This window comes from Streptomyces sp. NPDC012474, assembly GCF_042955185.1.
Lineage (GTDB): Bacteria > Actinomycetota > Actinomycetes > Streptomycetales > Streptomycetaceae > Streptomyces > Streptomyces cahuitamycinicus.
The window spans coordinates 16,851-42,724 of the sequence record NZ_JBIBEP010000015.1; the positions used below are offsets into that span (position 1 = coordinate 16,851).

The following is a 25,874-nucleotide window of genomic DNA, read 5'->3' on the forward strand; positions in this document are numbered from 1 at the left end:
TGGCGGCGTGGACATTCGGATACCACGGACACAGGCTCAAGGAGTGGACAGGTTGCAGCAATGGCATGGCTTCAAGGACATCCCGCACGACTGGGGGCGCAGCGTGGTCACCATCGGCTCCTACGACGGTGTGCACCGGGGGCATCAGCTGATCGTCGGCCGAGCGGTGGACCGTGCCAGGGAGCTCGGAGTCCCCTCTGTCGTCGTCGCGTTCGACCCGCGCCCACGCGAGGTCGTACGTCCCGGCAGCCGCCCTCCACTGCTCGCCCCGCGCCACCGGCGTGCGGAACTGATGGCAGAACACGGCGTCGACGTCTTGCTCATCCTCCCCTTCACCGAGGAGTTCGCGAGGCTGTCGCCGGCGGATTTCGTCCTGAGAGTTCTCGTCGAGAGGCTGCATGCCAAGTGGGTCGTCGAAGGCCCCAACTTCCGCTTCGGGCACAGGGCCGCCGGCAACGTCGCCGTCCTCGCCGAGCTCGGTCACAGCTATGACTACGAGGTCGAGGTCGTCGACCTGGTCATACGCGGGGAGGCCGGCGGCGGCGAGCCCTTCTCGTCCACCCTGACCCGCCGCCTCGTCGCCGAGGGCGACGTCCAGGGCGCCGCCGAGGTCCTCGGCCGTCCGCACCGTGTCGAGGGGGTCGTCGTCCGCGGTGCTCAGCGCGGTCGCGAGCTCGGTTTCCCGACCGCCAACGTCGAGACGCTGCCGCACACCGCCATCCCCGCGGACGGTGTCTACGCCGGGTGGCTGCGCGCTGGGGGTGACGCGATGCCCGCCGCGGTCTCCATCGGCACGAAGCCTCATTTCGACGGTACGGAACGCTCCTTCGAGGCCCATGCCATCGACCGCGTCGGTCTTGACCTGTACGGCATGCACGTCACCGTCGACCTCCTCGCCTTCGTCCGCGGACAGGCGAAGTTCGACTCGATCGAGGCCCTCCTCGATGCCATCGCGGGCGACGTGAAGCGGTCACGCGAGCTCATCGAGGCGTACGAGGCGGTCTCGGGCCGGCCGACGTAGGGGCCGGAGCGGCGGGAGGGGCACGGCGGACCCGGCACGCTGCCGGCATCCGCCGTGGAAGCGCGCCCCATGCGTCACCGTCGGCGCAGCGCCGCGATCTCCAGCGCGGGCGGCGTGTAGCCGACGTCGCTGGGGTTGAGCACGCCGCCCGGTGCGACGAGGGTGTCGATCCGGTCCAGCGTCTTGGCCGACAGCGGCCGGTCCACCGCTCTGAGCTGTGTCAGGAGCTGGTCGTGGGTGCGCGGTCCCATGACGGCCGAAGTGACGCCGGGATGGGCGAGCACGAACCGCAGGGCTAGCTCGACGAGCGTGCAGCCCTCGTCGGCGGCGAGGCGCACGAGCTCCTCGACAACAGCAAGCTTGCGTTCGCGCACTTCGTCGTCGGCGAAGTCGAAGTGGTCGCCGTGGGTCCGCGCGCGCGAGTCCGCCGCCGGTTCCGCGCCGGCCCGGTACTTGCCCGTCAGCCAGCCGCCGTTCAGCGGGCTCCAGACCATGACGCCCATACGGTGCCGCTGCGCGATGGGCAGGGCGGCGGCCTCCGGGTGCCGAGCCAGGATCGAGTACGACAGCTGTTCGACGGTGAACCGCTCGCGGCCGGCGCGCCGCGCCGCCCACTGCGCCTCCACGATCTCCTCGGCCGCGAAGCTCGACGTGCCGATCGCCCGCACCTTGCCCGCCCGCACCAGGTCGCTGAGCGCACGAGCGTCTCCTCGATGTCGGTCTCCGGATCGGGACGGTGGACCAGGTACACGTCGAGGTGGTCCGTGCGCAGCCGTCGCAGGCTGTTCTCCACGGCGCGCATGATCCACAGCCGGGAATTGCCGCGCCGGTTGCGGTCCAGCGGACCTCCGGGCATCTGGTTGTGGAACTTCGACACCAGTACGACGTCGTCGCGCCGTCCCTTCAGCGCCCGGCCGAGGATCTCCTCCGACTCGCCGAACGCGTACACGTCAGCGGTGTCGATGAAGTTGACCCCGGCGTGCAGCGCCGTCGCCACCATGCGGCGGCACTCCGCCTCGTCTGTATTGCCCCAGGCGTCGAACATCATCGTCCCGAGGCAGAGCTCGCTCACCTCGATGCCCGTCCCGCCCAGAATCCGGTAGTGCACGTTTCCCTCGTCTTCCCCTGGCGACTCCCGTCGCTGTCGTGCCGCAGGTTCCCACGGCGCCAGGCCCGGATCCGATGTCGCGCGGGGGCAGCGTTCCCGGCGTACGCGTTGTGTCCGCAGCACATCGACCTGAGGGGGCGCGCAGACCTACGCTCGAGGAAAATCGCACCACTCTTTGGAGGTACCGTGGCCACCGGTCTCACCTCGGCCCGCTGGACTCATGTCGCGCTGCCGACCGGCGATCTCGACAAGGCGATCGAGTTCTACACCTCGCTGACTCCCCTGGTCGTCGTCGAGCGGTTCAAGGACGCCGACGGCGAAAGCGTCTGGCTCTCCAACGACCAGCAGGCCGAGACACCGTTCGTGCTCGTCCTGGTGTCGTTCAACAAGGACAAGGGCACCCAGCAAGGCCTGCTGCACCCGTTCGCGCACATCGGCATCGAGGTGCCGGAGCGCGCGGACGTCGACGCGCTCGCGGACAGGGCCCGTGAACTGGGCTGCCTGCACTGGGAGCCTCGGCAGATGCCCGATCCCATCGGCTACATCTGCGCCCTGAAGGACCCCGATGGCAATGTCGTCGAGATCTCCCACGACCAGCGTGTCTTCGACACGGTCCGGCAGAAGTGGGGTTCGTCCTGAACGACACCCGCGCCGCGGTCGAGGCGTATCTCGCGGCGTTGAACGCGCACGACGCCGATGCCGTGGCCGCCTGCGTGGCCGAGGACTTCGTCAACGAACACACGTCGTCGACGGGTCGCAGCCGCAGGGGCCGCGCTGAGTACCGCGCGGCGCTGCCCGGGTTCCTCGAGAACTTCGGGGACCTGCACTACGCGCCCGAGCGCTTCCTCGTCGACGGTGAGTCGGCGGCGGTGCCGTACGTCATGACGTTCCGGATGCGTTCCGCGGGCGATCGCCCCGTGCGTGTACGCGGGGTCTTCCTGTTCACCGTCGCCGACGGTCTCGTCACGCACCGTACGGACTACTGGGACAGCGGCGAGGTGCAGCGACAGCTCGCCTGACGGCCATCGTCCGAACGCCCGAATCAGCCCTCTGACCAGCACGTTGACACCCCGTCCGACTGCCGTGCGGACGGGGTGTCGGCGTGTCCGCACCCCGTGCTTGCGTATCGCTTGACACGATGCCATCTCGCATTGAAAGATGCTCGCCATGCGAGTAGTGATGACGGACGCTGGCTTGGGCCGGATCGAGGACGAGGCCGTCTCCCTGTTGGACACGGTTTTTCCGAACGTTGGTGCGGTCCTGGAGCAGGACGGCTCGCTGCGGGGCCTGGCGTGCTGCGCGGTGCGCCGGCGCATCCCGTTCGACGAGGCCACGCTCCTGGCGCCGCTGGGCCGTCCCCGCGCGGTGTGGGGCATTGGCCTCAACTACCTGTCGAAGGCGGTCAGCACCGGCCGCGGACTGCCCGAGCAGCCGATCCTGTACCTGGCCGCATCGTCCGGCGTTTCGAGCCCCGGCGCGCAGGTGGTGATCCCGCAGTCCGTGACGGAACCCGACTACGAGGGGGAGATCGCGGTCGTCGTGGGACGCCGACTGCACCAGGCGGCCGAGTCCGAGGTCTGGCCCTCGATCGCCGGCATCACCGCGGCCAACGACATGACGGCCCGTGATGTCATGCGCATCACGGGGACGCCCGCTCTCGCCAAGAGCTACCCGGGTTTCACCCCGCTCGGCCCGTCGATCTACAGCTCCGACGACCTCGAGGACCGCCACGGAATCCGCCTACGGACCCGGGTCAACGGTGAGCTCGTCCAGGACGACACCAGCGACGGAATGATCTTCCCGGTTCCCGATCTGCTCAGCAGGCTGTCGTGGTTCGCCGCGCTCGAACCCGGCGACGTCGTCCTCACCGGAACCCCGGCCGGCACCGGCCAGGACCGCGCGTGCTTCCTCGCCGACGGCGACGAGGTACGCGTCGAGGTGGACGGCGTGCTGCCCCTCGTCACCCGCATCGTCCGTCCCACGGACGCCTCACAGCACGACCACCGGCTGACCGAACCGGTCAGCTGACCGTTCCCCACCCTGGAGCACACTTCGATGTCCATCTCCTCCCTGTCGTCGTACGACCTCGTCCTGGCCGGCGGCACCGTCATCGACCCGGCGTCGGACACCCACGCCCGGCTCGACGTGGCGGTCACCGGTGACCGCATCGCCGCCATCGGGGAGGGTCTGTCGGAGAAGGCGGCCCGCACGATCGACGTCACCGGCTCCACCGTGCTGCCGGGCCTCGTCGAGGGCCACACCCACATCTTCCAGTACGTCTCCGCCGTCGGCGCGCCCGCCGAGGAGGCCCACCTGCGTCGCGGCGTGGTCGCCGCGGCGGATGCCGGCACGGCCGGCGCCTCGACGTTCGCGGCCTTCCGCAAGCTTGTGGTCGAAGCCAACCCCCTGCGCATCGTCAACTTCCTCAACGTCTCGGTGCTGGGCCTGATCGACTTCAGGTTCGGCGAGCTGCTGAACCCCGACACCCTGGTCCCCGAGGACGCGCTCGCGACCGCCGAGGCCCACCCCGACATCGTCCGTGGCTTCAAGATCCGTCTCTCCGAGGACGTCGTCGGCGAGAACTGGGAATCGCTGCTGAAGAAGTCCGTGGCCCTGGCCGAACAGGCCGGTCTGCCGCTGATGCTGCACATCGGTGAGACCTCGGAGCCGCTCCCCGTCGTCCTGGACCACCTGCGCCCCGGCGACATCGTGGCGCACTGCTACACCGGCAAGCCGTACGGCATCCTCGACGGCGACCACGTCCAGCCCGCCGTCACCGCGGCCCGTGAGCGCGGCGTGCTGTTCGACTCGGCCCACGGCAAGAGCAATCTCAGCTTCGAGGTGGCACGCCGGGCGATCGCCGACGGATTCCTGCCCGACGTCCTCAGCTCCGACACCAGCGCCCGCAACTGGCGCGGCCCGGTGTTCGACCTGCTCACCAGCATCTCCAAGCTGGTCGCGCTGGGCGCGCCGCTGGAGGAATGCATCCGGCGGGCCACTGTCGCTCCCGCACAGCTGCTCGGGCTCGACGCCGAGGGCTACGGGCGCCTGGAGGTCGGCGGGCGGGCCGACGTCACAGTCGTCGACTGGACCGACGAGGTCAGCCTGCCCGACGCCGCCGGCAACACGATCGTCGCGCCGCGCCTGGAGCCGACCGTGGTGCTGCACGGCGGCAAGGAGGTCGACATCGTGCCGTGGCGGGGTCTGAAGTCGGCGTGACACGCCCGCACATCCCAGGGAGGACTCCATGAGCGTCGGTGACGTCCATCTGCAGCGGCGCCGACTGCGCACGGCCCTGACGGCGGGGCCGCCCGCCGTCGGCACGTTCGTCAAGCTGGCCTCGCCCGACGTGGTGGAACTGGCCGCGGCGGCCGGGTTCGCGTTCGTGGTCGTCGACCTCGAACACTCCACCCTCACCGAGCGGGACGCCGTCGACCTGGTGCGCCACGCCGACGCGTGCGGGCTGCCGGCCCTGGTCCGCGTCCCCGAGGTGGACGCCGCCGCGGTCAACCGGCTCCTGGAGGCCGGAGCGGCGGGAATCCAGCTCTCCATGCTCACCCGCCTCGCCCAGTCCGAGGCACTCCTGGCGGCGAGCCGGTTCGCTCCGGCCGGCAGCCGGTCCGTGAGCCTGGCCAACAGGGCCGCCCGCTTCGGCGCGGCCCCACTGGCCGGGTTCCTGCGTGCCGAGCAGGACGACCCGCCGGTGCTGGTGGGCCAGATCGAGACGGCGCGGACGGATCCGCTGCCGGAACTGGTCGCCGCCCTCGACGTGTGCTTCGTCGGCAGCACCGACCTCGCGGTCGACCTCGGCCTGCCGGCGGACCCGGCGGTGCTGAGCGCCGCGGTGGACCGGGTCAGGGGCGCCGCCCGCTCCGCCGGGGTGGCGTTCGGCGGATGGGCGCCGAACCGGAACACCGCGTCGGACCTGGGACTCGGTGACGCCGACTACCTGGTCGTCGGATCGGACCTGCAGATGTTGGCGGCCGGCCTGCGGGCGGCCACCGGAGAGGACAACCAGTGAGCACACGCAACGCGGCCCTGTTCCACACCGTCGTCAACTGGCACGAGATGCCGGTGACCCAGGTACGGCCGGGGGTCCGCCGTCGGGTCTACGCGACGGACGAGGTGATGATCTGCCACCACGAGCTCGACATCGGCATGACCCTGAACCCGCACCGGCACGAGGACTTCGACCAGCTGGTCCACATCGCCGAGGGGCGTGCGAACTACTACGTGGACGGGGTCGCACATGACATGCCTGCCGGCTCCTTCCTGCTGGTTCCCCGTGGCAGCGAGCACTACGTGGAGCCCACCGAGGCGCCCTGCGTGAACATCGACTTCTTCGTCCCGCCGAGGGCCGACCTGCTCCCCTGAGCGGAGAATCCCGTGCAAGCACGAAAGAGGGCCCACCGCATCGGCGGTGGGCCCTCCGGTGTCGTAACAGCCAGGTCAACCGCCGTTGGGCGAGTCCTCAGAGGTGCCCAGCCGCTGCGACAACGCCCGGGCGGTCTCCAGCAACGCCTGGGCCATCGGCGACGTGACGTCGTCATCAACGGTCGCCGTCGTGCCGACGATGGCCAGCGTTCCGCTGATCTTGTCGCCCTCGAAGATGGGCGCCGCGACCGTGCGAACACCGTTGACAGTGGGGGAGTTGACCGACAGACCGTGCTTCCGGATGGCTTCGAGCTCCTCGTTCAGCTCGGATTTGCGGACCGAGCGCGGCAGCGTCGGCACCTGCTCCGGGGGCAGGAACGCGAGGAAGACACGTCCCTGGGCCGAGGACGTGAGGTTCAGGCGCGAGCCGACGCGGACGCTGATGCGCACCATGTGGTCGGTGTTGTCCACCGAGCGCACCACGGTCGCCGACTCGCCGTCCCAGACCGACAGCACGATGGTCTCGTCGATGCGCCTGACGAGTTCCTCCATGTACGGCTCGGCGGCGGCGACGATCGGCAGGCCGGCCCGTGCCGCCGTGGCGAGCGTGAGTACCTGAGGCCCGAGGGAGTACAGCGAAGTGCGCTCGTCGTACCGCAGCAGGTTCGCCGCCCGCAGTGCCTTCGTGTAGCGGTGCGCGGTCGCCTTGCTCGCACCGAGACGCGCGGTGATCTCGTTGAGACTCATGTGCGGCTTGCCGACCGTGAACGAGCCGAGGATCAGCGCCGCACGCTGCACCGTCTGGATCGTCGGCGCGGTCCTGTCCGGACCCTCCTGCTCGCCGGTGCCGCCCTGCGCCTTCGTGGCCATGGAATTCTCGCTCCTGTCCGTGCCCAGTCAATAATGGGGACGTCAAATGAAACGCCGTCTTGAATGAAGCAATGGTAAGGGTCGGGTCATGGTGGGTGAAAGAGCGCTGGTACGCGCATCCACGTGAGCCGTGGCGGTGAACGTGCCTGATGGCGGGGGAGCGCCAGGCTCTCGTTCACCGCCCCGGCTCAGCGCGGCACCTCACGCGTCGGAGGAGTGCCCCGGTGTGATCGAGCGTGCCGGATCGAGCAGGGCGGCGATGTGGTTGACCGCCAGGGCCGCCTCACCGAAGCCGATGGAGATGAGGCTGACCTTGCCGTCGTGGTCGGCGATGTCGCCGGCCGCGAAGACGCGCTCCCGGTTCGTGCGCATCGTGCGGTCGACGAGGATACGCCGACGCCGCAGGTCGAGTCCCCACCCCTCGATCGGGCCGAGATCGGCGATGAAACCGAGCGCGGCCACGACGGACTGGGCGGGCAGGGTGATGCGGTCGCCGTCGGAGCGGGCGACCACGACCTCCGACACGGAGCCGTCGCCGGAGATCTTCTCGACCTCGTACGGCGTCAGCACCCGCACCGAGGACGCGTGCACCTGCTCGACACTGCGCTCGTGGGCCCGGAACCGCGTGCGCCGGTGCACCAGCGTCACCGACGAGGCGATCGGCTCCAGCGACAGCGCCCAGTCCAGCGCGGAGTCCCCACCGCCGACCACCACGACGTCCTGTCCGGCGAGCTCGTGCAACCGCGGCACGAAATACCGCAGCCCCCGGCCGAGGTACTCGGACCCCACCGGGAGCTCACGGGGGATGAAGTTGCCGATACCGCCGCACACGAGCACCGCGCCCGCGGTGATCCGCGCGCCTGCGTCCGTGGTGGCGACGACGCCCTCACCCGTGTCGTCCAGCCGGGTGACCCCGTGCCCCAGCAGATAGGTGGGGTTCCACCGCCAGGCCTGTTCGGCCAGCCGGTCCACCAGGTCCTGACCGCGGACGGCGGGAAAGCCGGCCACGTCGTAGATGAGTTTCTCGGGGTACAGCGCGGCGATCTGGCCGCCCACCTCGGGCAGGGCGTCGGCGACCGCCACGCTCAAGCCGCGGAAGCCGGCGTAGTACGCGCCGTACAGCCCGGTCGGGCCGGCGCCGATGATGAGCAGGTCGACGGAGACCTCGGGGCCGGCTCCCGTGGGCGCGTGGCCGGTCACGCGCCCACCTCCGGGTGGTCGTGGCCGACCTGGCCGACCTTGCGGGCTCCGCCGGGTGAGCCGAGCGGGCCGGTCCCGAGGGTGAAGAACTCGGCGTTGATGCGCTCGAAGTGCTTGCTCTCCTCGGGCAGGTCCTCGTGGTGGAAGATCGAGATCTGCGGGCAGACGGGTTCGCAGCGCCCGCACTCGACACATTCGTCGGGCTGGATGTAGAGCATCCGGTCGCCCTCGTAGATGCAGTCGGCCGGGCACTCCTCCATGCACGACTTGTCCATGACGTCGATGCAGGCCTGCGTGATGACGTACGGCACGAGCTTGTTGCCCTTCACACGGTCGCACAGTATGCGAGACGGTGTATTTCAATGTGGAACAGGATGATGGCCGTACCCGGGCGGGGTGTCAACCGGGAAACGAATGCTTGACACCCTGGGAATGCTGGGGGACTCTGATGCGACATACGAGATGGCGTCTCATAGCACGCCACTCGGGTCGGGACTTGTGAGAGGCAAACTCCCCATGGGAAGCAACCCCCGGACCGTCCCAGCGCCGATGATCGTCGAGGACTGGGACCAGCTCACCTTCCGGGTCAACCGCGAGGCCTACCGAAGCGCGGAAATCTTCGCCCGGGAACGCGGCTGGGTGTGGATGCACACCTGGCTCTACCTCGGGCACGAGACCGAGATCCCCAACCCCAACGACTTCAAGGTCCGCACCCTCGGCGGCCGGCCGCTGATCTTCTGCCGGGACAGCGCCGGCGACGTGCACGCGTTCCTGAACTCCTGTCCGCACCGCGGCACCGTGCTGTGCCGCGAAAGTGAGGGTTCGACCAGGCTCTTCCAGTGCTTCTACCACGCCTGGACGTTCCGCAACAACGGCGAGGTCGCCGCGATCCCGGACGCCGGGGCGTACGAGTCGAGCGACGAGTTCCGGGCGTCGATGGGGCTGCGCGGCGTGCCGCGCCTGGAGATCCACGAGGGGTTCGTCTTCGTCGCCTTCGACCCCGACGTCCCGCCGCTGCTCGACTACCTCGGCGACGCGGCCGACTACATGACGATGATCCGGCAGCAGCACGCCGGCGGCATGACGACACTGCCCGGCACACAGCTCTACAGCGTGCGCGGCAACTGGAAACTCGCCGTCGAGAACGCCATGGACGGCTACCACTTCGCGCCGACGCACAACACCTTCGTCGGCTATCTGCGGGAGAGCGGCTACGCCGTCACCGACGACAACCAGTACGCGTACAACCTCGGCAACGGCCACGGACTGCTGGTCCTGACCGGGCACGGCGGACGCATCAGCATGCTCTGGGAACCGCGCTTCGGCGAGGACGAGCGGGTCCGCACCGAGGCCCACCGAGCGGAGATGACGCAGCGGCTGGGGGAGGAGCGGGCGCACTACGTGGCCGACGAGAGCCACATCCTGTTCGTCTTCCCGAACCTGCTGCTCTTCGACATCGAGGGTCTGTCGATCCGGCAGCTGGAGCCGGTGGCGCCCGACCAGACCGACGTGCGGGCGTGGCAGCTGGTCCCGCGCGACGAGGACCCGGACACGCGCGCCCTGCGGATGAAGACGGTCGTCAGCTTCGTCGGCCCGGGCGGACTCGCGACGCCGGACGACATCGAGGCGTACGAGGCGGTCCAGCGCGGCATCCAGGCCACGGCGGGCACCACCGCGCCCGAGCTGGACTACAGCGACATGTCACGCGGCATGGCCGACGAGGTCAGGGGCGTCCAGGGCAGATCGATCGACGAGGGCGCGATGCGGGGCTTCTGGCGACAATGGGTCGAAGCCACCGGGCTCGACGACGGCCTCGAGATCCACGGCGAGCGGCCGGCGTCCTTCCTGGCGGGGAGGGACGTCCGATGACGACGATCAGCAACCGCGGCCTGGTCCGGTGCGCGGGACGCATCGTCACCAGGCCGGAGGTGGAGGACTTCCTCTACGCCGAGGCGGACGTCCTCGACCGCTGGGACTACGACAGCTGGCTGGCCCTCTTCGAGCCCGGTGCCCGCTACGAGATCCCGACCACCGACTACCGCCCCGGCTGGTCCCCGCACGAGACCGGATCGTTCGTCGACGACGACTGGGACCTGCTGAACGCGCGGGTCAAGCGACTGAAGTCCCGCAAGGCACACGCCGAGAACCCGCACTCGCGCACGCACCGGCTGGTGTCCAACGTGCGGCTGTCCGGGGGAGACGCACAGGACTCCTTCCGGGTGGCGGCGTCCTTCGTGGTGCACCGTGCCCGCGACGGGCGCTTCGACGCCTACGTCGGGTGGTACGACCATGTGCTGGTGCCGACCGAGGACGGACTGCGTTTCCGGTTGCGGCGCTCGGTCCTCGGCCACGAGTCGCTGGCGGCAGGCGCCCGGCTCAGCTTCATCCTCTAGCCGGCGACGGAAGGCGATCCGATGATCCGACACACCCTGTCCTTCCGTTTCGCCGACGGAGTCGACGAGGCCACACGGGAGTCCGTGCTGGCCGAGCTGCGTGCCTTCCCGGACCGGTATCCGGCCATGTGCGGTTTCGTCCTCGGCGAGAACATCAGCACCCGCGACCAGACCTTCACCCACACCATGGCCGTCGACTTCGACAGCCAGGACGACCTGCTCGCCTACCTCGGCAGCGAGTCCCACGAGAGCTTCGTGCGCACCCGCTGGCGGCCGGTCATCGCCCAACAGGCCATCACCTCGTTCGAGTTCGCCGAGCGTCCCTCGCTCGCTGCAGGAAGGACACCGCCGGTGAGCACCCGCCCGCACGGCCCGTACGGCATGGAGTACGCCCGGATCGAAGTCCCGGACATGCAGGCCACGATCGACTTCCTCGAGTACCACGTCGGGCTGCAGCTGGAGCAGCGTACGGACGAGTACGCCTACCTGCGCGCCGGCATCGAGCATCACGCGATCGAACTGATCCACGCCCCCGAGCGCACCGACGGCTGGACGACCGCGGTCGGCTACAGCGTCGAGAGCGAGGAGGTCCTCGAACAGCTGCACAAGAGCGTGCTCGACGCCGGACTCGAGGTGCTCGAGCTCCAGGAGCGGCAGAAGGCTCTGTGCGACAACGGCTTCGCGGTGAAGGACCCCGACGGCCTCGTCGTCGAGCTGTTCACCGAGTTCCAGGAGTACGCCGAGCCGCCGCACATCGAGATCCGGCCGCTCGACCTGGTGCACCCCTTCATCGCCACCGCCAAGTTCGAGGAAACGGTGGACTTCTACCAGAACGTCCTGCGGTTCCGGCCCTCGGACCACGTCGTCGGCTCGACCACGTTCTTCCGCTGCGAGGACCGCTACCACCACAGCCTCGCCATCCAGAAGAACACCGAGCACTACGTCGCGCACCTGTGCTTCGCGATGAAGAGCCTCGACCACGTCATGCGGATGCGCGCCCGCGCGCTGTACAAGGGCGCGCCGATCGCCTCGGACATCGTCAACCACTCGGCGTCGACGTCGATCGCGTTCTACCTGCACGACACCCGCTTCGGCCCGCGTTTCGAACTGTGTGACCGGCACCGGGTGTTCACGCCGGAGGAGCACGAGACGCACCGGCCCCGCAGGATGCCGGCCGACCCGCGCAACATCGACGTGTGGCGTCCGGCTTCCGACGACTGGGGACGTTTTTGAGACAGCAGTTGCTCGACGTCCTGCACCTGCTCGACGCGCTCCCCGCCCCACGTGGCGGGGAGCGCGCGGCGGCCCACCGGTTGCGCGCCTGGTGCGCCGAGCGGTGGCCGCACGTCGAGTGGCAGGTGCTGGAGCACGGCTCGGCGGGCGGCAGCCTGGTCGCCGCCCACGGAGCCGGACCGCTGCTCTACTCCCACCTCGACACCTCGCTGGACGAGCGAGGTGCGGCCACCCGGCTCGTCACCGGCGACGACGCGCCCGTCGGTCCGCTCACCGTCGACGGCGACACGGTGACCGGATTCGGTCTCGGGGTCGCCCGCGGGCCGGCGGCCGCCGCGCTGGTCGCCTTCGCCGAGGCGGGGGCCGGGCGGCTCCTGCTCGCGGGCTCCGGGACGCACCGCCGCAGGAGCGGGATCACCGGTCTGGAGGCATACACCGACGCCTACCCGCTGCCGCCCTCGGCGATCGTGGCCAAGTGCGGCCCGCCGACGCTGCTGTGGCACGAGCCGGGCGCGTTCTACCTGACCGTCCGGGTGACCGGACGCTCCGGGGCCGCGATGGTGGCGGAATCCGCCACGCCACCCGGGGGAGTCGTCGCTCAGGCCGGCATCGTCCTGGACGAACTGGCACGCTGGCGCACGGCCTACCTGGCCGCAGATCCCCGGGCAGGGCAGACCGGCCGGGCGTGCGGTATCGGAGCGATCAGCGGGGGATGGCCGGACAAACCGGACCTGCTGCCGGCCCGACTGCGGGTCGACCTGTACGTCGTCGTCGGTGACCGGGCGGAGCCGAAGACGCTGGCGGCCGAGCTGACCGACCGGCTGCGGGCGCGGTGCGCGGCGTCGGTACTGCGGGAGTGCGACATCGACGTGGAGGCCGAGCCGGTCGCCTCCGCCGCGGCCACGCCGGCCGACGCCCCGGTGGTGACGGCCGCCCGGGCGGCCTGGCTCGACGAGTTCGGTACGCAGCCGCCGCCGATCACCGGCTGGACGGGCTCGACCGACGGCGTCGTCCTGCGCGCTCACGGCGTCGACACCGTACGCCTCGGCCCGACCGCCAGGCCGGACCCCGGCGAACCGCGTCGCGACGCCCTGTCGTTGACGGAGCTCACCGCCTTCGCGCGCATGTACCGAAAGCTCTTGACCGAACCGGACTAGCCCGTGCGGTTGCCGAGGGCGGACCGCGGTCTTCGCCGGTGTGCTGATCGCCTACAAGGCCGGCTGGATCCGCGTCGACCGCCGCTTCTACGGGCGGTACGGCGGCGGCGCGGGCCACCCGCCCGCGCGCCCGGCCCCGTCGGGGTTGCGAGCGATGTCGAGACCATACGTAGGGCACGGATGCCCTGAAAGGAAGTGGACGGGCCGATGGACAAAGTCATCGCCTCAGCCTCCGAAGCCGTGGCGGACGTCCCTGACGGGGCGTCCCTGGCAGTCGGCGGCTTCGGTTTGAGCGGGGTCCCGGACATCTTGATCCAGGCCCTGTACGACACCGGTGTGACAGGACTGAACGTGTTCTCGAACAACTGCGGCGCTCTGGATTCCGGCCTCGCCGTGCTCCTCGCCGCAGGCCGGATCGCGAGGGTGACCGGCAGCTACATCGGCGGCAACCAGGAGTTCGCCCGTCAGTACCTGGGCGGCGAGATCGAGCTGGAGCTGATCCCCCAGGGCACGCTCGCCGAGCGGCTGAGGGCCGGAGGCTGCGGCATACCGGCCTTCTACACCCCGGCCGGCGTCGGCACGCTGGTCGCCGACGGCGGCCTGCCGTGGCGGTACGACGGTGACGGCGGCATCGCCGTCGCCTCACCGCCCAAGGAGGTACGGGAGTTCGCAGGCGGGGACTACGTCCTGGAGCGCGGGATCACCGCCGACTTCGCCCTGGTGCGGGCGGCGAAGGGGGATCGCCACGGCAACCTGGTGTTCAGCAAGTCCGCCCGCAACTTCAACCCGCTGGCGGCGATGGCCGGCCGCATCACGATCGCCGAGGTCGAGGAGCTGGTCGAGCCGGGCGGCCTCGACCCGGACCAGGTACATCTGCCGGGCATCTTCGTGCAGCGGGTGGTGGCCCTCAGCCCCGAGCAGGCCGCCGACAAGAAGATCGAGAAGCTGACAGTCGCCCCGAGGGGCCGGAAGGTGCGGGCCTGATGGCTTGGACACGTGACGACATGGCGGCCCGCGCGGCCCGTGAGCTGTGTGACGGCGAGTACGTCAACCTGGGCATCGGTCTGCCCACCCTGATCCCGAACCACTTGCCCGATGGTGTCCATGTGGTGCTGGAGTCGGAGAACGGCGTTCTCGGCACCGGCCCCTTTCCCCACGAGGACGAGGTCGATCCCGACCTGATCAACGCGGGCAAGGAAACCGTCACGGTGCTGCCCGGCGCGGCGTTCTTCGACTCGGCGCTCTCCTTCGGCATGATCCGCGGCGGCCACATCGACACCGCCGTACTCGGTGCCATGCAGGTCTCCGAGCTGGGTGACCTCGCCAACTGGGCGATCCCGGGCCGGATGGTGACCGGGATCGGCGGAGCCATGGACCTGGTCCACGGTGCCCGTCGGGTGATCGTCACCATGACGCACACCGCGAAGGACGGCAGCCCGAAGATCGTCCAGGAGTGCGACCTGCCGCTCACCGGAAAGGGCTGCGTGGACCGGATCATCACCGACCTGGCCGTCCTCGACGTGACCACCGGAGGCCTGGTCCTCGTCGAGACCGCCCCCGGCGTCACGCATGAGCAGGTCGCCGCCAAGACGGCGGCGAAGGTGATCATCTCCGACGAGACCGCCTGCTGACCCTGCTGGACATGTACGTCGCCGATGCTGTCGGCACCCCGGTCCCCTGGTGCGGCGGCGCGCTGCCCGTAGGCGCGTCGCCGCATCGGGCTGGCCGGAGGCTTCTCCGTCCGGCAGAAAACCGCCGCAGCCCTGCTTCGGCAGGGCTGCGGCGGTGGGCGAAACCATCTGGTGGTGCGCGACGGACGTGAGTACGGCGCGTTCAGGCGCGCTCCATGGTGAACCACCCGCACCGGCCGTCAGCGTGAGGGCCGGTGCGGGTGGCGGTGTCACACTCCCCAGTCGTCGTTGACGGTGACCGCGTCGGCGATACGGAACCGGCCGCCGGGCACCAGCGGTGTCGTGGGCTCACCCAACTCGACGACGTGCTTGCCGAACCGGGGAGCCAGCGGGCGGCCGACGTCCCGCTTGAGCCACAGACGCAGCAGGTGCCGACGGCGCTCCGGCTCCGGGTGGTCGACGTAGCTGGTGCGGGAGTGCAGCGCGGCGTAGTTGAGCAGCCACTGCACGTCCCCCGGCTGGAAATCCATGTCGATCGGCAGGCCCGGCTCCTGCGAGATCTCGTCGAAGAGGTTGATGGCCGCGACCTGGTCGGGCGTCAGTTGCGGGACACCGGGGTACTCCTGGGCGCTGAAGATCATCGAGTTGCCCGCGTAGGTGCTGAAGACTCCGTCGACGTAGCCGATGATCGGCGAGGTGTACGTCAGTTCCGGGGAGTCGGGGTCCTGACGCCGCCAGTCCCAGTGGTACGTGTCGAAGAGCCGGGGAGCGAGGTCCGGCCGGCGGCGCAGCATCTCGTTGTAGATCGTGGTGCCGCTGACCAGGCTGGAGGCTCCGCCCTCCTTGGCGCCGCGCAGGCACATGAGGGCGACGACGTCGGAGCTGTCCGAGTGGAACGGCAGCCGGTCCCGTACGCGGGAGGGCAGGGCCCCCTCGTCGGACAACGTCTTGTTGGAGGTGGCGATCACGTGGTCGAGCAGGTCCCCCCGCTGGTTCTGCCCGATCGGCTGGCCCAGGTGCAGTCCCATGACGAAGAAGATGGCGGCTGCCATGGCGTCGCCGTACTCCTCGGTGCGCAGGCCGCGCACCAGGACGAAGCCGCGTCCGGCGTCCATCTGGGCGGCGCACTCCTCGTTGAGTGCCCGACAGGCGTCGAATGGATAGTCGGCGGCGGTGACGGTGCGCAGGTCGGGGTTCTCGGCGACGAAGCGCCGTCCCAGTGCCTCCAGCTCGGCGCGCTCGGCGTCGCTGAGCAGGTAGATCCATTCGGTGGACCTCGACAACTCGTCGCCGCGCCAGGCGGACGGTCCGGAGATCGGCTGAAGGCCGACAGTGGTGGTCATGATGAAGCGCTCCTCGAAAATGCGGTGAACGCCCGTGGGTGAAGATCCGACGGACGACGAAGGTCTCGGTGCGGCGGGTGTTCGTCGACGACGAACGGCACCCGGAACACTCAGAACGGGGTCTGAGGCTCGCCGGCGGCCGTACCGGGGCGCAGTCCTTCCCGGGGCGGGAAGTAGCTGAGCGGCTCGTCATAGGTCCGGCGGCCAGCGCACGACACGAGCAGAACGCCGATCAGGGCGACTGTCTCCATGCTGGTTCCGTCCTTTCGAGAAGTGCCTCAACCATAGGTGAGGGCACAATGTGAGTCAATGGACGTGACGCCGTCTCGTATTGCAGTACGTGTCCGTCGTCGTCCCCGCAGGTCCGTCCCGGACGAACCCGGCGTCGGCCTCCACCCTTTCGACATCCGCACGCTCCTGGGCGTACTCCGGAGACCGAGTGACAACGGCGCCACCGTCACCGTCATCGTCGTCAGCGCCGGTGCAAGCCCGCCCCCGCATTACTCAGTCGCGCCCGACCGTCGATCGCCGGTCAGGCCGGACCGTCGGTGTGTTTCTCCCGGATCCGCTGGGCCACGTCGCGCAGTTTGATGTTGTGGTGCTGGGAGATGTTGCGCAGCACACCGAAGGCGTCCTCGTCGCTCATCCCATGGCGTTCCATGAGCATGCCCATGGCCTCGCCGATGGCGTGCCGGGTCTCCAGGGCGTGTTCGAGCTGGTCGATCGTGCGCGCGTCCGCCAGGGCGACCGCGGCGTGCGAGGCCAGCAGCCAGCCGGCGGTCGCGATGTCCTCGGTGAAGGCCCCCGGGCGGCGCGAGTACAGGTTCAGGGCGCCGAAGTCCTCTTCATGGGTGTAGAGCAGGACCCCGGTCATGCTGGCGATGCCCAGTCCGCGCGCGGCCTCGGCGTACCGCGGCCAGTCCGGCTGTGGCCGGGTCATGTCCGCGATCCGGAACACGCGCTCCTCGTCCGCTCGGCGGGCGAGATCGAAGCACGGCCCCTCGCCCAGCGCGCCCTGCAGACGGTCGGATTCCTCGACCATGTCCCCGTAGGAGGACAGCGTCACGGCGCGGCCCTTGCGCACCGCCAGAATCCCCGCCGCGTCACAGCCGTCCACCAGCTTCACGGCCGACGCCGCGATCTCGTCCAGCGTCTGCTGCACCGAGTCCTGCTTCAACAGGGTCCGTGCGAGCAGGGCCATTTCCTCGGCGAACTTCTGCCACTCCATGCGCCACCACCCGGGTCGGTCACCAGTCCGGCCACCCTACGCACAGCCTGAACCCCGAGGGGCGAAGGCGCCAGGACCGATGAGCCGGGAAAGGGGGATACACGTGTGTCTTCGGCGCCTCCGTCCCATAACCTCATGCAGAGAGACGCCTGCGGACAGGTGTCCGGTGAGGAGGCGAAGGTGCTCGGTAAGGGTACGGGCGCGCGGTTGCTCGCGTGCGCCATGCTGGCGGTCTGCATGGTGCTCGTCGGCCCCAGCACGCCGAACGGTGGCCTCTTCGCCGGACCGCGGCACGCCGCAGCCGCCGGCGACGTCGTACCGAACCGGGTCATGACATGGAACATCTGCAACCCCTGCGAGGTGAGCGACGTCGACCGGGCCGCGGACATCGCCGCGTACGCGCCCCAGGTCATCGGCATGCAAGAGGCGTGCGTGCGAGACGTGGAGAGGATCCGGGAGTACCTGAAGAACCTTCACGGGCTGGTCTACAACGTCGAGTACGGGTCCGTGCTGCGCAAGTGGGGCCGCTGCGGGGGAGCGCCGTGGAGTCCGGGGGCCTTCGGCCAGGCGATTCTGTCGGCCGCACCGATGACGGACCCCGTCAACGTCGAGTATCCGGACGGCGGATCGGAAGACCGCGGTTACATGGCCGTCACCACCACCGTGGCCGGACAGCCCGTCCGGGTCTTCAACACGCATCTCGCGCAACGGCGTCAGGAGACGGTCCGGGCGGACCAGACGCGCGTACTCGCCGCGGAGGTCGCCCGGCACGATCGCGCGATCCTCCTCGGCGACTTCAACGCCGACCCGGACGCCCCCGAGCTCACCCGGATATGGGCACTGGCCACGGACGCGGACCCGCAGTGCCGGCCGTCGCCCACCGGGGCCTGCCTGCCGACCACCGACTGGCAGAGCAAGTTCGACTACGTGTTCCTGCGCGGCTTCGTCCCGCTCAGGCACCGTGTGCATCCGACGCCCCACTCGGACCACCACCTGCTGCACACCGACGTGAACCCGACCGCCGCGGACCCGACCGACGTCGACCCGACCTGAGAAGGCGTCCTGGCCGGCTTGCCAGATTCCTGGAATCGCAGGTCAGCGGCCCGCACGCGGTGATCACGGGCCCGGCGCGGGACACAGTGTCGCCGGGCGACGTGGAATCCCGCGCCGTATGGGCATACGGGGAGGGCAGACAACCAGGGCATGCCGGCGACGAGACGCCGGCCCGATCGGCAGGGAGGCCGCGATGACGGGGCCGGAGAACACGGAGACCGTTCACGGGCCGTCCGTGCCGACAGCGTCCGTCGTGCTGGCCGGAACCCTGGAAGCCATCGGCGCGGGCGCCTACGTCGTGGACGAGCAGGGCTGCATCATCGCCGTGAACCTGCGCGCCGAGCAGCTCCTGGTCCGGTCCGCCGACGACATGGTCGGGCACGACGCACACGACCTGCTGCACCGCGGCCCCCAGGGGCAGCCCCTGCCGCGAACCCAGTGCGCCATGCGGCAGGCCTTCCACGCCGGGCGCACGGCCCAGGCCGACGAGGACTACTTCGCCTGCGGCGACGGCACCCTGCTGCGCATCTCCTGGCTGATCACGCCGTACGACGTCGGTGGCCGGCACGCCGGCACGCTCGTCGTCTTCCACACCCCCCACCACCCGCAGGCCACGGACCCGCTGCCGGAACCGGCGGCCCAGCCACTGTCGGAGCTGCACCGGCTGGCGCTGCTGGCCGAGACCACCGCGCAGCTCACGTCCACGCTCGACGTCGACGAGGCGCTGCGCAGGCTGGTGGCCCTGGTCCTGCCCCGGCTCGCGGACTGGGCGGTCGTCGACCTGATCACCGAACGCGACGAGGTGTGGCGTGCCGTGGTGGTCCACTCCGACGGTGACACGCTCACGCACCACGAGGATCTGCAGGGGCCGATGCCGCCGATCCCCGAGGAGTCCCCGATGCCCCTGTCCAGGGCACTGCGCGGAGTCGCCTCGAACCTGGCCGGACCGCAGACCTACCAGGGGCCGCCGGACTCCGGCATCGCGGTCGAGCAGCGCCACCTGTTCGACGTCACCGGGATGCACTCCGCGGCCATCGCGCCCATCCGCAGCACCCGCTCGGTCCTGGGAGCGCTGACCCTGGGCCGCGACAAGGACCAGGCGGCCTTCACCCCCGCAGACCTCCCCCTCATCGAGGACATCGCCCGCCGGGCCGGCCTCGCCCTGGACAACGCCCGCCTCTACCAGCGCCAGCGCAAGGTCGCCGAGACCATGCAGAACCATCTGCTGCCGCAGATGCCGGGTGTCCCGGGCCTGCAGATGACCGTCCGCTACCTGCCCGCACCCGACGCCTCACAGGTCGGCGGCGACTGGTACGACGCCTTCCCCCTGTCCGACGCGTCCACCGCCCTCGCCATCGGGGACGTCGTCGGCCACGACCTGGAGGCGGCGGCCGGCATGGCGCAGGTCCGCAACATGCTCCGCGCCTACGCCTGGTCCCAGCACGAGCCTCCCAGCCGCGTCGTCGAACGGCTCGACGAGGCGATCCAGCACATCACCGACGTCGCCATGGCCACGACGATCTTCGCCCGGGTCGAACCGGCCGAAGAAGGCAACTGGCAGTTGTCCTGGACCAACGCCGGCCACCCCCCGCCGCTGCTGATCAGCCGCGACGGCCTGGCGCGCTACCTCACCGACGGCCACGGCATACTCCTGGGCACCCAGACCGGCACCCGGCGCCCGGACGCCACCGTGCAGCTGCCGCCCGGCTCCACCCTGGTGCTGTACACGGACGGCCTCATCGAAGCGCCCCGCCGCACCCTCGACGAGGGACTGGACCGATTGCGCCAGCACGCCGCCGCCCTCGCCCACCGCCCCCTCGCCTCGTTCACCGACCAGCTGCTGCGCCGCGTCCGACCCTCGGGCAACGACGACGACGTCGCCGTCCTGGCCGTGCGCGTCCCCGAGCGCTGAGCCGGAACCGGCTGGACGAAGTCGCGGGCCTCATCCGCCCGGGGTGCCCCGCGTCGCGCTGCCGACGCTGTCGCGATGCTCGCGCACCGCGATACGGGCCGGTTTCGTCAGCATCATGCCGTTGCGGATCGACCGGCCCGCCGCGGAATTCGCTGGTGACGGGCGACGGCCCGCGCCCATACTGACGCGGTGGATCCAGTGACCCTTGAGACCGGGCGTCTGGTGCTGAGGCCCTTCGGGCCCGGCGACGCGGACGCGGTGTACGACGCCTGCCAGGACGAGGACATCCAGTTCTACACACCGGTTCCCGTGCCCTTCAGACGGCAGGACGCCGAGAAGAGGGTCCGCGAGGACTGGCCCCAGGGCTGGGCCCGCGACGACAACTACCTCCTCGGAGCGTTCCGCAAGGACACCACGGCGCTCGTCGGCTCCTACTGCCTCACCGGAGTGAGCCAGGGTGTCTACGAACTCGGCTACTGGGCGGTCAAGGAACAGCGAGGCCGGGGATACTCGGTCGAGGCCGCGCGGGCGCTCTGCGACTGGGGGTGGGCCACGCTCGACGTCCACCGCATCGAGTGGTGGGCCATGACCGGCAACACCGGCTCGCGTGCCGTCGCCGAGCGGCTGGGGTTCACCGTCGAAGGGACGCTGCGCAACCGCGGCATCGCCAACGACGGCAAGCCCCACGACTGGTGGGTCGGCGGACTGGTGAGGCCCTGACGTGGAGCGCGCGAAAAGCGGGGGCATGGCGGGGCGCGGGGGGCGAGCGGGCCTGTTCATGGCGCCGCGTGGTCCGGTCTCCGCGCCGGTGGGCACGGAGCAGACTCGGCTGGTCGTGCTGAGGGGCAACAGCGGGGCCGGGAAGTCGTCCGTCGCGGCCGGGGTCCGTGAGAGGTTCGGGCGGGGACTGGCGCTGGTCGGACAGGACAATCTGCGCCGGATCGTGCTGCGGGAAAGGGACCGGCCCGGTGCGGCGAACATCGGTCTGATCGATCTGACGGCCCGCTACGCCCTGGACGCGGGGTACCACGTCGTGGTCGAAGGGATCCTGTACGCCGACCACTACGGCGAGATGCTCACCCGGCTGAGGGCGGACCACCGTGGGCCGACTCACGCGTACTACCTGCACGTGCCGTTCGAGCAGACCCTCGTCCGCCATGCGACCAAGCCCATCGCGCACGAGGTCGGCGAGGCGCAACTGCGCGACTGGTACCGCGAACTGGACCTGCTGCCCGGCGGCATCGAGACGGTGATCGGTGCCGACAGCACCCTGCGCGGGACCGTGGACCGCATCATGCGGGACACCGGCCTGGCAGGTCCGCCCACGCTCGACCTCTAGTCACCCGTACGTACGCGCCGGGCAGGGCGTGACCAGCGCGCCGAGGTGAGGATGGACGGTGCCGGGCGCCCGCGTCGGCGGCTCGGTGCTGCCCGATGTGAGGCGCGGCTGTCGCTGCCCGTACGCGCGAGGGAGAGGTATGACCGAGACCGACGAGGCCGGAGCCTTCTCCGCCGGGACCGCGTGGCCCTCGGCGCACCGCGATCCGAGTACCGGCATGGTCGACCTCCGACGCGTCGGGGCGCACCCGGACCACTGGTATCCGGTCGCACTGTCGAAGAACGTGCGCAGCAGGCGGACGTTCGCGACGGCGTTCGCCGGCGAGCGCATCGCGCTCTACCGGGGGGAGAGCGGAACCGTGTACGCGCTGGAGGACCGGTGCGCACACCGTCAGGTGCCGCTGAGCATGGGCGTCGTGGAGGGCGAGGCGCTGCGCTGCTGCTACCACGCGTGGGCCTATCGCGGCGACGGCCGCATCTCGCAGATCCCGTACCTGGCCAAAGGCGACGGCCGGCCGCCGCGCGGTGTGCGCGGCTACCCCGTCCGCGAGGCGTACGGCCTGGTGTTCGCGTTTCCCGGCGACCCGGACAAGGCGGCCGACACCCCGCTGCCCGATCTGCCGGCGTTCGGCTCGCCGCGGTACAAGGCGATGACCTACTCCCGGACCGTGCGCTGTCACTACTCGTTCATGCACGAGAACCTCCTCGACATGAACCACCAGTTCCTCCACCGGGGAGTGGTGGGCAGACTCCGTCCCGAACTGCTCGACTCCCGGACCGACGAGCGGTCGGTGGAGGCGAGGTACCTGTTCAGTCACGCCGGGGGCAAACGGAACCGCGGGGCCAGCCTGCTGGCCGCCGAGGGCATCGGCGGCAGCGACTCCCGCGACGTCATGACGATCCGCACCGAGTACCCGTACCAGACCCTCGACCTGGTCCCGGAGAACGCCGAACGGCCGGCCTTCCGGCTCTGGGTCGCCTATGTGCCCGAGGACGCCGAGCAGCGCAGATGCCACACCTTCGGCCTGCTCATGATCGAGAAGCCGCGGATTCCCGGTGCCCTCCAGTTGGCCTGGCCGCTCATCAGGCGCTTCACCGAGCGGGTGTTCGCCGAGGACCGGACGGCCGTCGAGGCCGAGCAGCGGGCCTGGGACGAGCAGGGTGAGGACCGCAATCGCGAGGTGTTCTCCCTCATCCTGGACGTCCGGGAGGTACTGCGCACCAACGGCGTCCCCATCCGCCCCCGGGCCGCCGCGTGCGGCGCCTCCTCGATGTGCGACGGCCATGACCGCGGGCCGGTTCGCGGGGCGGACGCCGGCACTTCTTGAGATCACGCGTCTCGCCGACGCCGCGGGATCTCGGGGATGCCGCTCGCGCCGGGCCTAGACGTCGCGGGGTCTCGGGGATGCCGCTTACGCCGGGCCTAGACGTCGCGGGGTCTCGGGGATGCCGCTTACGCCGGGCCTAGACGTCGCGGGGTCTCGGGGATGCCGCTCGCGCCGCGCCTCGTCGGCGCGGGCGCGCTCACGGGCGGGGGTCGGTGCGGTGCCACCGTGGGCGGGCGTCGTGGCCGCGGCGGCCCGCGACCGAGGCGCGGCGCGGGCACCGGCGCCGCACCCGGTCCGCGGCGCCGCCGGATTCGGGGAAGGTGTCCGGCCAGCCGACGTGCGGGAAGCGGACCAGCCGGGAGCGGCTGAGGGACAGGCCGCAGACCGTCTCGTTGCGGCCCGGCTCCCAGGCGTGCACCTCACCGGAGGGCAGCCGGCGCCGCCCCTCCTCCTCGTCGGTCCACTGTCCGGACGCCGCGACGGCGTACTGCCTGCCACGCGCCACGGTGGCTCAGCCGGCCGCGTGGTCGACGTGCAACCGCACCTGCTCCTCGAGCCGCCGCAGACTGGTGTCCAGGGCGTCGGTGACGGCCTGCTCGCCCGGGTCGTGGCCGTCGTCGAAGAACGACAGGTGCACGGTCACCTCGCTGGCTCCGCCGTCGAGCCCGGCGACCTGGAGCCAGCCCGCGTACTCGCCCTGGTCACGGGTGCCCCATTCGAGCCGCATCTGCTCGGGCCGGGCACGGAACAGGGCGGAGGTGTCCTCGTCGGTGCGGTCCTCGTGCACGGTGACGGCAGGCAACTGCCCGGCCTCCACGTGCAGGGCCTCCGGGAGCCAGCTGTCCAGCCGGCCGACGTTCGCGGCCTCGTCGAAGACGTGCTCGGGCTGTGCGGGCATCGTGCGGGAACGTTCGTACTCGGTCATCGCCGCCTCACCGGCCTCACCTCGGGGTCGTAGCGCGCACCGCGTTCCCGGCCTGCCCACCTCTAATCGCGAAGCCCCGTCCGCCCGGTCGCGGACGGGGCCCGGCAGGCGGGTCAGAACCTGGGCTGCGGTGACTGAGCCCGGACCAGATCCTCCGCCTCCGCCTCCGTCGCCACGGACGGCGGGGAACCGGCCAGCGGCTTGTTGGCGGTCTCGCGCATGCACAGTACGGCGATCACGCCGATGACCGCGGCGCCGGTGGCGTAGTACGCCGGCATGAGGGTCGAGTCGAAGGCACTGATCAAAGCAGTGATCACCAGCGGTGTCGTACCGCCGAAGATCGAGGTGGCCAGGTTGTAGGCCACCGAGAGCGAGCCGTAGCGCACCTGCGTGGGGAATATCGCCGGGAGCGCCGCCGACATCGTGCCGAGCATCGGCAGCAGGGAGAGCCCCATCAGCAGCAGGCCCAGGGAGATGAGGACGACGCTGCCCTGCCTGATGAGCCAGAACGCCGGCAGGGAGAGGAACAGGAACCCGAGCATCCCCGTCATCAGCAGCGGCTTGCGCCCGAAGCGGTCCGAGAGCCGCCCGACCTGGTTGATGAGGCACATCTGCAGCACCATCACCACGACCAGGATCAGCAGGCCGTGACTGGTTCCGTAGCCCAGCTCGTCGGACAGGTACGTCGGCATGTACGACAGCAGCATGTAGTCGGTGATGTTGTACGCCGCGACCAGCGCCAGGCACAGCAGCAGCGGCCGCCAGTACCGGGTGAAGATCTTGCCGAGGTCGGCGGCGGCCGAGGTCTCCACGGCGTCGGCGGCCTCGCTCGCCTTCGCCTGCCCGCCCTCCAGCTTCTGGAAGGCGGGCGTCTCGTCCAGCTTGAGCCGCAGGTAGAGCCCGATGAAGCCGAGCGGGGCCGCGACCAGGAACGGCACGCGCCAGCCCCACGACAGCATCTGGTCGTCGCTGAGGAGGGTCTGCAGGAGGACGACGAGGCCGGAGGCCCCGACGTAGCCGGCGAGCGTGCCGAGCTCCAGGAAGCTGCCGAAGAACCCGCGCCGCTTGTCGGGCGCGTACTCGGCGATGAACGTGGAGGCGCCCCCGTACTCCCCGCCGGTCGAGAAGCCCTGCACCAGCCGGAAGAAGATCAGCAGGGCCGGGGCCCACAGGCCGATCACCGCGTGCGAGGGGATCAGACCGATGGCGAAGGTCCCCACCGCCATCATGATCATGGTGAGGGAGAGGATGCGCTTGCGCCCGACCTTGTCCCCGAGCGGCCCGAAGACCATGCCGCCCAGGGGGCGCACCAGGAAGGCCACGGCGAACGTCGCGAAGGACCCGAGCAGCTGGGCGGTGTCGTTGCCGGAGGGGAAGAAGACCCTCCCGATGGTCGACGCCAGATAGCTGTAGATGCCGAAGTCGTACCACTCCATGGCGTTGCCGAGGGCGGCGGCCTTGGTGGCGCGCTTGACCGCGGCGTCGTCGGTCACCGTGATGTCGCTGCGCCGCAGCTTCGGGTGACGGCGCTTCTCGATCGCCCGGAACAGCACCCGGTGTCGTCTCACAGCCGCGGGATCCACCGACTCGTCGTTGTCGGGCGCAGCCATCACGTCGTTCCTTTCGCCGGTCGCAACTCCAAGCACAACGCCTGCACAGATCTCGCGCGCTCAAACGAATCCCTTCGCGCGACGTCCGGTCGATCACGCAACGTGATGCGCGGGTGCTCAGGGTGAGAGGCGGGTCGCTCCCGCGTCCGG

General features: G+C 70.3%; 27 protein-coding genes and 1 pseudogene. 18 read left to right on the forward strand and 10 right to left on the reverse strand.

Annotation, left to right across the window (positions count from 1 at the left end; translation table 11 throughout):
• The first annotated feature begins 52 nt into the window (after positions 1-52).
• Complete coding sequence (locus tag ACFY9S_RS28255; RefSeq protein ID WP_391133428.1) at positions 53-1,021, forward strand: bifunctional riboflavin kinase/FAD synthetase; 969 nt, start codon at positions 53-55, stop codon at positions 1,019-1,021.
• Between the two features lie 74 nt (positions 1,022-1,095).
• Here ACFY9S_RS28255 and ACFY9S_RS28260 read toward each other — a convergent pair.
• Positions 1,096-2,129 (reverse strand): annotated as a pseudogene (locus ACFY9S_RS28260) (aldo/keto reductase).
• A gap of 186 nt (positions 2,130-2,315) precedes the next feature.
• Here ACFY9S_RS28260 and ACFY9S_RS28265 point away from each other — a divergent pair.
• The 6 genes from ACFY9S_RS28265 to ACFY9S_RS28290 all read left to right on the forward strand — a co-directional run bounded on the left by ACFY9S_RS28265 (position 2,316) and on the right by ACFY9S_RS28290 (position 6,503).
• Entirely contained in the window at positions 2,316-2,768 is a 453-nt protein-coding gene (locus tag ACFY9S_RS28265; protein WP_391133431.1) for a VOC family protein, read from the forward strand.
• Positions 2,753-3,148, forward strand: coding sequence for a nuclear transport factor 2 family protein (locus ACFY9S_RS28270; protein ID WP_391133434.1), 396 nt, complete (start codon positions 2,753-2,755; stop codon positions 3,146-3,148). Before ACFY9S_RS28265 ends, ACFY9S_RS28270 begins: the two co-directional genes overlap by 16 nt.
• Positions 3,149-3,296: 148 nt before the next feature.
• Entirely contained in the window at positions 3,297-4,157 is an 861-nt protein-coding gene (locus ACFY9S_RS28275) for a fumarylacetoacetate hydrolase family protein (RefSeq protein WP_391133437.1), read from the forward strand.
• Positions 4,158-4,184: 27 nt separating this feature from the next.
• Positions 4,185-5,348, forward strand: a complete 1,164-nt coding sequence (locus tag ACFY9S_RS28280) for an amidohydrolase family protein (protein WP_391133440.1) — start codon at positions 4,185-4,187, stop codon at positions 5,346-5,348.
• Positions 5,349-5,376: 28 nt separating this feature from the next.
• Positions 5,377-6,150: an aldolase/citrate lyase family protein gene (locus ACFY9S_RS28285; protein ID WP_391133443.1), complete on the forward strand. Its 774-nt coding sequence runs from the start codon at positions 5,377-5,379 to the stop codon at positions 6,148-6,150.
• Positions 6,147-6,503, forward strand: a complete 357-nt coding sequence (locus ACFY9S_RS28290; protein WP_391133446.1) for a cupin domain-containing protein — start codon at positions 6,147-6,149, stop codon at positions 6,501-6,503. The genes ACFY9S_RS28285 and ACFY9S_RS28290 overlap by 4 nt, the downstream gene beginning before the upstream one ends.
• Positions 6,504-6,578: 75 nt before the next feature.
• On the opposite strand, the gene ACFY9S_RS28295 is transcribed toward ACFY9S_RS28290, so the two are convergent.
• The 3 genes from ACFY9S_RS28295 to fdxA form a co-directional block, all read right to left on the reverse strand.
• Positions 6,579-7,373: an IclR family transcriptional regulator C-terminal domain-containing protein gene (locus ACFY9S_RS28295; protein WP_391133449.1), complete on the reverse strand. Its 795-nt coding sequence runs from the start codon at positions 7,371-7,373 to the stop codon at positions 6,579-6,581.
• Between the two features lie 201 nt (positions 7,374-7,574).
• Positions 7,575-8,573: an FAD-dependent oxidoreductase gene (locus tag ACFY9S_RS28300; RefSeq protein ID WP_391133452.1), complete on the reverse strand. Its 999-nt coding sequence runs from the start codon at positions 8,571-8,573 to the stop codon at positions 7,575-7,577.
• Positions 8,570-8,902 (reverse strand): ferredoxin, encoded by a 333-nt coding sequence (fdxA, locus tag ACFY9S_RS28305; protein ID WP_391133455.1) that lies wholly within the window; start codon positions 8,900-8,902, stop codon positions 8,570-8,572. The genes ACFY9S_RS28300 and fdxA overlap by 4 nt, the downstream gene beginning before the upstream one ends.
• Before the next feature lie 187 nt (positions 8,903-9,089).
• On the opposite strand from fdxA, the gene ACFY9S_RS28310 reads away from it, so the two are divergent.
• The 6 genes from ACFY9S_RS28310 to ACFY9S_RS28335 all read left to right on the forward strand — a co-directional run bounded on the left by ACFY9S_RS28310 (position 9,090) and on the right by ACFY9S_RS28335 (position 14,987).
• Entirely contained in the window at positions 9,090-10,442 is a 1,353-nt protein-coding gene (locus ACFY9S_RS28310) for an SRPBCC family protein (RefSeq protein ID WP_391133458.1), read from the forward strand.
• Positions 10,439-10,966: an aromatic-ring-hydroxylating dioxygenase subunit beta gene (locus ACFY9S_RS28315; RefSeq protein ID WP_391133461.1), complete on the forward strand. Its 528-nt coding sequence runs from the start codon at positions 10,439-10,441 to the stop codon at positions 10,964-10,966. The genes ACFY9S_RS28310 and ACFY9S_RS28315 overlap by 4 nt, the downstream gene beginning before the upstream one ends.
• 21 nt (positions 10,967-10,987) lie before the next feature.
• Positions 10,988-12,199 (forward strand): VOC family protein, encoded by a 1,212-nt coding sequence (locus tag ACFY9S_RS28320; protein WP_391133464.1) that lies wholly within the window; start codon positions 10,988-10,990, stop codon positions 12,197-12,199.
• Positions 12,196-13,356: a hypothetical protein gene (locus ACFY9S_RS28325; RefSeq protein WP_391133467.1), complete on the forward strand. Its 1,161-nt coding sequence runs from the start codon at positions 12,196-12,198 to the stop codon at positions 13,354-13,356. The genes ACFY9S_RS28320 and ACFY9S_RS28325 overlap by 4 nt, the downstream gene beginning before the upstream one ends.
• Before the next feature lie 207 nt (positions 13,357-13,563).
• Positions 13,564-14,340, forward strand: a complete 777-nt coding sequence (locus ACFY9S_RS28330) for a 3-oxoacid CoA-transferase subunit A (RefSeq protein WP_391133469.1) — start codon at positions 13,564-13,566, stop codon at positions 14,338-14,340.
• Positions 14,340-14,987, forward strand: a complete 648-nt coding sequence (locus ACFY9S_RS28335) for a 3-oxoacid CoA-transferase subunit B (RefSeq protein WP_391133471.1) — start codon at positions 14,340-14,342, stop codon at positions 14,985-14,987. The genes ACFY9S_RS28330 and ACFY9S_RS28335 overlap by 1 nt, the downstream gene beginning before the upstream one ends.
• A 269-nt stretch (positions 14,988-15,256) precedes the next feature.
• On the opposite strand, the gene ACFY9S_RS28340 is transcribed toward ACFY9S_RS28335, so the two are convergent.
• From ACFY9S_RS28340 to ACFY9S_RS28350, 3 genes are all read right to left on the reverse strand, one after another.
• Complete coding sequence (locus ACFY9S_RS28340; RefSeq protein WP_391133474.1) at positions 15,257-16,330, reverse strand: TauD/TfdA family dioxygenase; 1,074 nt, start codon at positions 16,328-16,330, stop codon at positions 15,257-15,259.
• Between the two features lie 110 nt (positions 16,331-16,440).
• Positions 16,441-16,581: a hypothetical protein gene (locus ACFY9S_RS28345; protein WP_020277398.1), complete on the reverse strand. Its 141-nt coding sequence runs from the start codon at positions 16,579-16,581 to the stop codon at positions 16,441-16,443.
• Between the two features lie 281 nt (positions 16,582-16,862).
• On the reverse strand, positions 16,863-17,558 hold the full coding sequence (locus ACFY9S_RS28350; protein ID WP_391133477.1) for an ANTAR domain-containing protein: 696 nt from the start codon (positions 17,556-17,558) through the stop codon (positions 16,863-16,865).
• A gap of 135 nt (positions 17,559-17,693) precedes the next feature.
• Here ACFY9S_RS28350 and ACFY9S_RS28355 point away from each other — a divergent pair, with 135 nt between their 5' ends.
• The 5 genes from ACFY9S_RS28355 to ACFY9S_RS28375 all read left to right on the forward strand — a co-directional run bounded on the left by ACFY9S_RS28355 (position 17,694) and on the right by ACFY9S_RS28375 (position 23,189).
• Positions 17,694-18,611, forward strand: a complete 918-nt coding sequence (locus ACFY9S_RS28355) for an endonuclease/exonuclease/phosphatase family protein (RefSeq protein WP_391133480.1) — start codon at positions 17,694-17,696, stop codon at positions 18,609-18,611.
• Between the two features lie 193 nt (positions 18,612-18,804).
• Positions 18,805-20,523 (forward strand): SpoIIE family protein phosphatase, encoded by a 1,719-nt coding sequence (locus tag ACFY9S_RS28360; RefSeq protein WP_391133483.1) that lies wholly within the window; start codon positions 18,805-18,807, stop codon positions 20,521-20,523.
• A 189-nt stretch (positions 20,524-20,712) separates the two neighbouring features.
• Positions 20,713-21,243: a GNAT family N-acetyltransferase gene (locus tag ACFY9S_RS28365; RefSeq protein ID WP_391133486.1), complete on the forward strand. Its 531-nt coding sequence runs from the start codon at positions 20,713-20,715 to the stop codon at positions 21,241-21,243.
• 58 nt (positions 21,244-21,301) lie between these two features.
• Positions 21,302-21,862, forward strand: coding sequence for an AAA family ATPase (locus tag ACFY9S_RS28370; RefSeq protein WP_391133873.1), 561 nt, complete (start codon positions 21,302-21,304; stop codon positions 21,860-21,862).
• Positions 21,863-22,001: 139 nt separating this feature from the next.
• Entirely contained in the window at positions 22,002-23,189 is a 1,188-nt protein-coding gene (locus ACFY9S_RS28375) for a Rieske 2Fe-2S domain-containing protein (RefSeq protein WP_391133489.1), read from the forward strand.
• Between the two features lie 196 nt (positions 23,190-23,385).
• Here ACFY9S_RS28375 and ACFY9S_RS28380 read toward each other — a convergent pair whose 3' ends face one another.
• The 3 genes from ACFY9S_RS28380 to proP all read right to left on the reverse strand — a co-directional run bounded on the left by ACFY9S_RS28380 (position 23,386) and on the right by proP (position 25,724).
• Positions 23,386-23,694 (reverse strand): hypothetical protein, encoded by a 309-nt coding sequence (locus tag ACFY9S_RS28380; protein WP_391133492.1) that lies wholly within the window; start codon positions 23,692-23,694, stop codon positions 23,386-23,388.
• Between the two features lie 6 nt (positions 23,695-23,700).
• Entirely contained in the window at positions 23,701-24,114 is a 414-nt protein-coding gene (locus tag ACFY9S_RS28385; protein ID WP_391133494.1) for an SRPBCC family protein, read from the reverse strand.
• Positions 24,115-24,227: 113 nt separating this feature from the next.
• Positions 24,228-25,724 (reverse strand): glycine betaine/L-proline transporter ProP, encoded by a 1,497-nt coding sequence (gene proP, locus ACFY9S_RS28390; protein WP_391133497.1) that lies wholly within the window; start codon positions 25,722-25,724, stop codon positions 24,228-24,230.
• Positions 25,725-25,874: the final 150 nt, after the last annotated feature.

Coding starts and splice junctions, on each gene's coding strand:
- ACFY9S_RS28275 (WP_391133437.1), top strand. CDS start 3,297: ATGCGAGTAGTGATGACGGACGCTGGCTTGGGCCGGATCGAGGACGAG.
- ACFY9S_RS28280 (WP_391133440.1), top strand. CDS start 4,185: ATGTCCATCTCCTCCCTGTCGTCGTACGACCTCGTCCTGGCCGGCGGC.
- ACFY9S_RS28285 (WP_391133443.1), top strand. CDS start 5,377: ATGAGCGTCGGTGACGTCCATCTGCAGCGGCGCCGACTGCGCACGGCC.
- ACFY9S_RS28295 (WP_391133449.1), bottom strand. CDS start 7,373: ATGGCCACGAAGGCGCAGGGCGGCACCGGCGAGCAGGAGGGTCCGGAC.
- ACFY9S_RS28310 (WP_391133458.1), top strand. CDS start 9,090: ATGGGAAGCAACCCCCGGACCGTCCCAGCGCCGATGATCGTCGAGGAC.
- ACFY9S_RS28315 (WP_391133461.1), top strand. CDS start 10,439: ATGACGACGATCAGCAACCGCGGCCTGGTCCGGTGCGCGGGACGCATC.
- ACFY9S_RS28320 (WP_391133464.1), top strand. CDS start 10,988: ATGATCCGACACACCCTGTCCTTCCGTTTCGCCGACGGAGTCGACGAG.
- ACFY9S_RS28330 (WP_391133469.1), top strand. CDS start 13,564: ATGGACAAAGTCATCGCCTCAGCCTCCGAAGCCGTGGCGGACGTCCCT.
- ACFY9S_RS28335 (WP_391133471.1), top strand. CDS start 14,340: ATGGCTTGGACACGTGACGACATGGCGGCCCGCGCGGCCCGTGAGCTG.
- ACFY9S_RS28340 (WP_391133474.1), bottom strand. CDS start 16,330: ATGACCACCACTGTCGGCCTTCAGCCGATCTCCGGACCGTCCGCCTGG.
- ACFY9S_RS28345 (WP_020277398.1), bottom strand. CDS start 16,581: ATGGAGACAGTCGCCCTGATCGGCGTTCTGCTCGTGTCGTGCGCTGGC.
- ACFY9S_RS28350 (WP_391133477.1), bottom strand. CDS start 17,558: ATGGAGTGGCAGAAGTTCGCCGAGGAAATGGCCCTGCTCGCACGGACC.
- ACFY9S_RS28355 (WP_391133480.1), top strand. CDS start 17,694: ATGCAGAGAGACGCCTGCGGACAGGTGTCCGGTGAGGAGGCGAAGGTG.
- ACFY9S_RS28360 (WP_391133483.1), top strand. CDS start 18,805: ATGACGGGGCCGGAGAACACGGAGACCGTTCACGGGCCGTCCGTGCCG.
- ACFY9S_RS28370 (WP_391133873.1), top strand. CDS start 21,302: ATGGCGCCGCGTGGTCCGGTCTCCGCGCCGGTGGGCACGGAGCAGACT.
- ACFY9S_RS28375 (WP_391133489.1), top strand. CDS start 22,002: ATGACCGAGACCGACGAGGCCGGAGCCTTCTCCGCCGGGACCGCGTGG.
- ACFY9S_RS28385 (WP_391133494.1), bottom strand. CDS start 24,114: ATGACCGAGTACGAACGTTCCCGCACGATGCCCGCACAGCCCGAGCAC.
- proP (WP_391133497.1), bottom strand. CDS start 25,724: ATGGCTGCGCCCGACAACGACGAGTCGGTGGATCCCGCGGCTGTGAGA.